The following is a 7,262-nucleotide window of genomic DNA, read 5'->3' as shown; positions in this document are numbered from 1 at the left end:
ATTTTAGCACGGTTTCTCACTTTTTGTCAAGAGATTTGCTCAATTCTCGAAGCTCCATTAGTTTCCCCTCAATCATCCGTAAATCTCTACTGCTGGCAGCCCCAGCAGCGCCTGCTTCAAGCACAGCCATGGCCGTTTCAAGGCTATCCATAAAGACGTACACCTGGGCAAGATTTATGTATGCCGGGATATGGACAGAATCTGCAGAGATGGCCTTCCTGAGATGTGCCACTGCCTGAGGCAATTGCCCCATGTTCAAATATGAGATCCCAAGATTCACGTGGACCTCAGGAAAAAGAGGTTTGAGTTCGATAGCCTTCAGGTTCGCCTTTGCGGCAGCCCTGAAGTCCCCCATCTTCAGGTGTGCCAGACCCAGATTGTAGAAGATGAAGGCATCCGTCACATCTAAGGATGCAGCCTTGAGCAGGTAGTCTCTGGCAGCCGCCGCGTTCTCCTGCTTCAGACTGACCTTTCCTAGCCCCTTCAGAATTCTCAGTCTATTGCCGCCAAGAGAGAAACACCTCTGGTATGCGGAAAAGGCCTCATCCAATCTCCCTGACCGCTCCAGGGCAATAGCCAGGTTCAATTGGATTTCACTGTTCTTCGGCATAATCTCGGCTGCCCTATGGTACTCTCTAGAGGAGAGGTCGGACCTTCCCCCCAGAAAGAAGTACTCACCCAGATATGAGTGGATCATTGCGAAATGGCGCCTGGTATCATAATCTTTTGTCTCGCGATCAAAATCGATACTGGCCATCCTGGAATCACTGGCAGAAATCAAATCACTGGTAAGTGAGTCAGAAACCACTTTGAACCTGATCCCGTCCGGAATGAGAAGATTGTAAGGGATAGTGATCTTGTCGAGGGGAGTGTAATATGCCCCCTTTGCTTGCATCAGTTCGATGAGTCGGACTTCGTTTTGAGGAATGTCCATTCCAAATCTCTGAGCAACCTGCTCCCTGTACCACTCATACTTCAGGTAGGGTAAGTAGATCAGGGGCACATCTGGCCGGACTCCTTTGATAGATTGGACATACAGGGCGGTGAATAGATCCACAGTATTCTCTGTGAAAAAAGGTGCGCCTTCATCTATTGAAGAGATGAGACCGTTTCCTGTCTCTTCTGCATAACTGTTGCCCTTCAGGTCTCTTTCTTCGTAACGGGAAATGAGCATGGTCAAGGGAGTGAGAAGAACGACTGCAAAAATGAGCAGACCAAATCTCTTCCTTCCGAAGGAGACGAGCCTTGCCGCTCCCATTCCCAGAAGCACCACCAGAACCAAAAGGGAAGGCAAGAGATATGCCTCCAGCTCCAGGTCAGCGCCAAATGCAAAGGAGTAGGCAAGGTTTATGACGTACATGAGCGCGAAGAAAAGAAGAATCCTTTTTGACGTCAGAAAAAGAGATACTGCGCCAATGATGGAAAGAACCAAACCTGCCGTGGATATATCGGAAAGCAAGAGCTTAAGGTAGATCATGAAAGCCTTGAAGATTCCCCCTGTCAGGGCATATTTGAGTCCCAGCATATTTCTCGAGAACTCCCGGGCCGTCAATACCCACATGAACTGCGACGTCGTCTCTGGATTTCCCCAGTCGATGGCCGGATTGTGTATGGACCTGAGCGGCATATAAAGATATGGAGTCAGACCGAGCACAAACAGAAATAGTACGAGCGTCTTCCATTTTGCTCCGAGCGCAAAGAAAGGACGCCATATCAGGACTGCAAATGCAAAAGCCAGGAGGAGTACAGTAATATTGTTGGTGAGGCTCAGCCCGAAAAGAAAGAAGAATAAAGGGAGCAGACTAAGGTTGCTACCCTTCGGCAAATGCAGCTTCAGTCCAATAAGAGTCAGCCCACATACGAACGCTAACTGGAGCGTGTACACCTCCGCGACCGTTGAGTAGGACCAGAGGGAGTTGGTGAAAGCCCAGACCAACGAAGCGACAAGGCCCCCTGCGATTGCACAGGACCGTGATGTGCTCTCACGGGCAAGAGATGCGTGCAGGACGATAAAGTAGACCAAAAGGGCAGAGACAGATGCGAAAAAGGCAGACATCAGATTGACCCACAAGACTGTTCCGGCCAGAGGAAGAAGTGAAAAGACCCTACCCAGGAGGGGATAGAGTGGTGTGCCGGGCGAGTGAGGTATTCCAAGCCCGATTGCCGCGACCAGGAATTCTCCCGTATCACCCCAGTAGACTGTGCGACAAGCGGTGAGAGTGTATATTGCCATTGGGAGGGTGAAACTGACAGCCATCGATGCCCAATGGAGTCCAAAAGGACCGGCTTTTCCAGAGAAAAGACGAGGCATTTTGGATCCTTCGTCGGCATCAGCCGACGGAGGAGAGGCAAAAACAGATCCTTCAGCTTCCTCTCTCCTGAACCTCATGCTACGCCTCCTTGCCCACAAACCTGCGGCCCAGAAACAGAACCATCCTCAAATTCAACCACAGCTCAACCACGGACCTGACTCTCAACAGCCTGAGGAAGAACTTCCTCGGTCTCAGATAGAACTTCTTGTAGAATGTTCTTACCAGATCAGCCACCTCAGTAGAGCTCATTTGAGAAAGTGTAGGAACATACCCGCTGTACAGTCCATAGCTTGCCCAATCGTGACAGCCAAGAAGTCCAGCATCTTCCATTTCCTCGAAGACTTCGCTTCCGGGATATGGGACCAGAGGAAAAAACTTGGCAAAGTCGGGATCTAACCTGCGAGCCAGAGCGAAAGTGGCCAAAGCCTGTTTCCGCGTCTCTTTTGGAAAACCTATGATGAAGAAACCCCAGGTGTTCAAACCCATCTTTCTTGAAATCTCGAAGGCCTTCTCAACAGCATCAAGAGAGAGACGTTTGCCAGATTTTTCCATCAGACTCTTGTTGCCGGTCTCAACCCCAAATCCCACGGTCCTGACTCCGGCATTCTTGAGTGCCGCAAGTACCTCTTCATCAACCTCATCTGCTCTCAGCCCATTCATAAATGAAAGGTTGATTCTCAGCTTCTCCCTTTCGACCGCATCACAAAAGTCAAGGACCCACTTCCTGTTCGACGTGAAGCAGTCATCGGCAAAGTGGATCTCGGCTGCCTCCTGGTTTCGTACTAAGCTCACCATCTCAGCCAGAACGTTCTGGACGCTTCTTCTTCTGATTTTCTTCCCGAAGAGCTTGGATGACACACAGAAAGAGCAGTCAAATGGGCACCCCCTGGATGTCATAATTGTGAACACCCTCCTGCTGTACGCTTCAGGCGGCGCATAGGCGCCTATGTGTCGGATGAGAGTCCAATCAGGAAAGGGAAGGGTGTCCAGTTTTTCAATCGGTCTTCTGCGACCGGTCAAGAATGTCTCTCCATTCGAGCGCATGCACAAACCAGTTACCTGACAGGGGTCTCCACCCCTTATCGCTTGTGCAAGTTCCACAACTGTCTCTTCGCCCTCCCCCACCACCACAAAATCGACCTTGCCAGTTTTGAGCGGCTCCTCTGGAAGGATGCTCACATGTGGACCACCAAAAACGACGTGCGCGCTTGACTCACTCTTTACAACTCGTGCAATTTCCAGGGCGCTCGGAAATGTGGGAGTGACTGAAGTTATACACACCATCTCTGGCCTGAAGCTTTTCAGTCTTGCACGAAACTCCCCTGGATAGAGTGCCATGTCCAGAAACTCTACGTCATGGACTGCGGCCCTGAGACATGCGCCAATCTGCAAAAGGCCCAGAGGAGCATACGGGGGCCCAAATCTTCCGTAGATATTCTGCTGTGGTGGTGAAAGAAGGAGTATCTTCATTCAGTCACCTGGACTGCGACCGTTGAAGTCCTTCCCGGAACTCTTCCATCCCTCACGGCACACCCGGGAGCATCAGAGACCGATTGAGCCAACGCTGACAGCGAAACCACAGAGGTTCCATGTTCAAGAACATGCCTCAGGAGTTGAGAGAACCACTCCAATCTGGAAAGACCTTCAACCTCTGCGTGCGCGCAGTGGACGTGTGGTCCAGATGCGGGCAAGACCAGTGAACTCTTCCCCTGGTGTATCAGTTCATCCAGAGTGGGTAAGGTCACCGGAACCTGAAGAGTCTTCAGCGATATCCCATTGAATACCGGATAGAAGGGGGCAAATCCTCTGGTGTCGCTGGCATAATCGAATCCAAGCCCATCCTCGACAGAAAGGGAAAGCTCTGTTGTCCTCCAACCTGGCGCTGCCCAGCATCGCGGCATTTCTCCAAAAATAGAAAGATAGCTCTCTATGCACCTCTGGAATTCTGTTACCAGCTCGTTTCTGGAAAACTGATTGACACTGTTCTGCCATCTGAAATGGTCGAATGAATGAAGACCAACATCGTGTCCCATTCTCTTGATTTTCCACATCATCTTCACACCGGCCTGGGAGAAATCCGCCGTCTCCACCACGGTGCCTGCCAGCAGCGTCTGCCAGGAGTAGAGCCTCAAATAAGGCGCAAGTGAACGTCCAAGGCCTCTCTCTTTGACTATCCTTTTTACATTCCGGCCCATTCTATCAGGCCCCATCGGAAGAAAAAAGGTCGCCTTGAGATCGAGCTCATCCAGCAAAGAGAGCAACCTGGGTACACCTCTGGACAGCCCGAAAAGAGTATCAACATCCACTCTCAATCCCAACATCATTTGGTGCACTCTATGACAGAAATCCAGCAGAGGTTTCTCAAGGGAGGAAGAACTGATAGAAGGGCCCTGTCAATCGTCTCCAGTGGATAGAAAAGAACTTTTGACCACGGGGCAATTGATGCAAACGGCCCACCGAGAGCAGAGACGAAGTAATAGAACCAGACCTTGACAGAGGAGAAGACGTGCTTCATCTTTTCTATTTCCGCTGGTCTCAGATAGTCAGGTTCTATGAACCGACCCGAAGACAAGGCTGCTCTGTAGGGCAGCAGAAGCGGATTGTACTTCAAGGGTTCTATGAAGATCGCCTTTCCCTCTGGTTTGAGCACCCTCACGCACTCCCTCAGAAAAATTCCTCTGTCAACGTGCATGAGAAGGGTTCTGGAGAAGACAAGGTCGAAGACCGAACCGCTGAATCCGAGACTTTCTCCGTCCATCTTGAAGAGGCTGCTCTGAGAACACATTTGTCTGGAGAGGTCGAGACTGTGTGAAGATACGTCCACACCAAAAACCTGCGCGCCGCGCTCAGACATATCTTTCAGATCGAATCCTTCTCCCGGGCCCACTTCCAGAACTCTCTTCCCCTCCAAGCCGCCCATGAGCGCATAGGCTTTCTTGGTTGCGGACCTGGCGAAAAGGCCGATCGAGTCGAGTTTCCTTATTCTCTCATGCTGCCAGTAGGCATCAAAGAACTTTTGTGTAGCCTTCAGTTTAGAAGTCAAACCTGTCTCCCTGTTTCACACCAAGCCTTTGAAGAGCAGCAGTTCCATCAGTCTCATCCTCGCCTTCCATTTGGGTACGTTGCAGTATGAGAGCGCCTCTTCCGGCTCCGACCAGAAAACTTCCGTTCGCCGTTCCTATTATGGCTCCCGGGGCCCCACTGCGATCTGAGACAGTTGCCTTCCATATCAGCAGTTTCTTGTCTTTTATGAATGAGAATGCGCCAGGAAATGGGTGGGTCACACCTCGTATGAGATTGTGGATCTCGTCCGCACCCTTTGCCCAGTCGATTCTCCCGTCTTCAGGAGTTCTTCTACCGAAGTATGAAGCCTGCCTTTCATCCTGAGGAGTTCGCACAGCCCCCCTGTCAAAAATAGTGGGCAGAAATCTCCTGAGTATTTCAAGGGAAGCGGTGACCGTCTTCTCATAGACCGTCTTGATGTCGTCCTCATCGGCTATTTCGAATTCAAGCTGGCCTATCACGTCGCCACTGTCGGCCTTCTCGGTCATGTAGTGGAGTGTAACCCCGGACTTCTTCTCTCCATTTATGATGGCCCAGTTCAGCGGGCATCTCCCCCTGTATCCGGGCAGAAGCGAGGGATGGAGATTGACTGCTCCGAGCCGCGGTATGTCAAGAAGCCTTCGGGGAAGGATCTGCCGGTAGAACACCGAGAGGATCAAGTCGGGTTCCAGTCTTTCCACAGTCTCAGCCAGAACCGGATCGGTGACTTTCAGTGGTGCAAGGACTGGTATCCCATTTTTTGCAGCCAGATCATGAACAGATGGAAACCATGACTCTTCGTCAGGATCATCAGCATGTGTGACGACGCGCGCCACATTGTGCTTTGTTCTCAGCAGGAACTCCAGGCACGCATGGCCGATGAGCCCATATCCGAAAAAGACGAGTTTGTGAGAAAGCGGCTTCCTGGCCTTAGGCCGCAACCCCATCTTTATGTGGATGAAATCAGCAACCAGGCTTGAATAGAGTGAAAGCAGGCCAATCAGGCCGTACTTTGACCTCCCTCTCTTTCTCGGTTCGTGCCCTATCGGAACCTCACACGTCCTGGAGCCCATGGAAGTGACCAGGGTTGGAATGAATGGGGTGTGCCTGCCATAGACAGACACCGACTGCAGCACGCCTCTCCTGTACGCCCTCATCATGCATCCGTAATCTCTCATTCTGACTCCAGTTGCCAGGGACGCAAAGAGATTCAGAAAGGCTGAGAGGATCAATCTGAAGCGATTGTCCTTCCTTCCTTTGCGCCAGCCAGCGACAACATCAAATCCTTCAGACAGTTTCTCAACAAGTCGTGGTATCTCCTCAGGAGGGTTCTGCAAGTCCCCATCCAGGGTGACGACGATTTCACCTTTTGATTGCTTGAAACCCTCGAGTATTGCCGCGTGTTGTCCCATGTTCTGCTTGAGCGGAACAACCTTTACACGGGTATCGTTCGCCGCAATATCTTGCAGTTCTTGCAGGGTAGAGTCTGTGGAACCATCGTCTACGAATATTATTTCACTTTCACAGGGAAGATGAGATAGGGAACTTTTCAGCCTCTCATAGAGGGGCCTGAGATTCTCCTCCTCGTTGAGGAGAGGAATGACAACAGAAACAACCACCTGACCCCCAACATGCATCTACAAGCATACTAGCCGCTTCCACCTCCCTTTTCAACCCAAAACTACATTCGCGCCGCAGTACGAAGGGCGGTCCTACATCCAATGTCTTACATCTTATATCTGGGCTGACCCGCGGTCCTGCGGACTTCTGTTTTGGAGTAGCGCCACTTGCCTGCCCCGTTTCTCACGAAGTGAGATACACGGGGTGGCGCGCAGCTTGTTGTACGAAGTGGCGCCGAGCAAGCTCCCTCCGACGGAGTTTATGCTTGGCGAAGCCGAGTGCGAAGGA

5 protein-coding genes are annotated in these 7,262 nt (G+C 51.3%); all 5 read right to left on the bottom strand.

The window, feature by feature from the left end:
- Positions 1-16: 16 nt before the first annotated feature.
- The 5 genes from E3J62_08625 to E3J62_08605 are packed head-to-tail and all read right to left on the bottom strand — an operon-like array spanning position 17 to position 6,991.
- Positions 17-2,389, bottom strand: coding sequence for a DUF2723 domain-containing protein (locus E3J62_08625; GenBank protein ID TET45085.1), 2,373 nt, complete (start codon positions 2,387-2,389; stop codon positions 17-19).
- 1 nt (position 2,390) lies between these two features.
- Positions 2,391-3,782 (bottom strand): radical SAM protein, encoded by a 1,392-nt coding sequence (locus E3J62_08620; protein TET45084.1) that lies wholly within the window; start codon positions 3,780-3,782, stop codon positions 2,391-2,393.
- Positions 3,779-4,636, bottom strand: coding sequence for a hypothetical protein (locus E3J62_08615; GenBank protein TET45083.1), 858 nt, complete (start codon positions 4,634-4,636; stop codon positions 3,779-3,781). Before E3J62_08615 ends, E3J62_08620 begins: the two co-directional genes overlap by 4 nt.
- Positions 4,633-5,355: a class I SAM-dependent methyltransferase gene (locus E3J62_08610; protein ID TET45082.1), complete on the bottom strand. Its 723-nt coding sequence runs from the start codon at positions 5,353-5,355 to the stop codon at positions 4,633-4,635. The genes E3J62_08615 and E3J62_08610 overlap by 4 nt, the downstream gene beginning before the upstream one ends.
- Positions 5,345-6,991 carry a glycosyltransferase gene (locus E3J62_08605; GenBank protein ID TET45081.1) on the bottom strand — a complete coding sequence of 549 codons (1,647 nt, stop codon included), beginning with the start codon at positions 6,989-6,991 and terminating at the stop codon, positions 5,345-5,347. The genes E3J62_08610 and E3J62_08605 overlap by 11 nt, the downstream gene beginning before the upstream one ends.
- Positions 6,992-7,262 lie beyond the last annotated feature (271 nt).

The organism is candidate division TA06 bacterium (genome assembly GCA_004376575.1).
In the GTDB taxonomy this organism is placed as follows: Bacteria; Hydrothermota; DG-26; order E44-bin18; family E44-bin18; genus E44-bin18.
This window is presented reverse-complemented; position numbering and strand designations above follow the sequence as displayed.

Excerpts from the sequence above, each read along its gene's own strand:
- E3J62_08615 (TET45083.1), bottom strand. The coding sequence starts at position 4,636 with ATGATGTTGGGATTGAGAGTGGATGTTGATACTCTTTTCGGGCTGTCC.
- E3J62_08620 (TET45084.1), bottom strand. The coding sequence starts at position 3,782 with ATGAAGATACTCCTTCTTTCACCACCACAGCAGAATATCTACGGAAGA.
- E3J62_08605 (TET45081.1), bottom strand. The coding sequence starts at position 6,991 with ATGCATGTTGGGGGTCAGGTGGTTGTTTCTGTTGTCATTCCTCTCCTC.
- E3J62_08625 (TET45085.1), bottom strand. The coding sequence starts at position 2,389 with ATGAGGTTCAGGAGAGAGGAAGCTGAAGGATCTGTTTTTGCCTCTCCT.